The 223-nt window shown below is 47.1% G+C and carries 1 rRNA gene; it reads right to left on the bottom strand.

What is annotated here, in order from left to right:
* Nucleotides 1-223: ribosomal RNA gene (locus KJQ99_RS10390) — 23S ribosomal RNA — on the bottom strand; the annotation flags it as partial.

Genomic DNA, 223 nt, shown 5'->3' with positions numbered 1-223 from the left:
CTTCGTTTCGGGTCTGCAGCATCTGACTTATCGCCCTATTAAGACTCGCTTTCGCTACGGCTTCACGTTAGCTTAACCTTGCCAGACACCACAACGCGCAGGCTCATTATGCAAAAGGCAGTCCATCACCCTGTATTGCTACATAGGGCTCTGAATGATTGTAAGCAAATGGTTTCAGGTTCTATTTCACTCTGATCACCTCAGTTCTTTTCACCTTTCCCTC

It is taken from the genome of Campylobacter sp. 2018MI13, from assembly GCF_018501135.1.
In the GTDB taxonomy this organism is placed as follows: domain Bacteria; phylum Campylobacterota; class Campylobacteria; order Campylobacterales; family Campylobacteraceae; genus Campylobacter_E.
The sequence above is the reverse complement of the archived record's forward strand: the minus strand, read 5'-3'. Positions and strand labels throughout refer to the sequence as shown.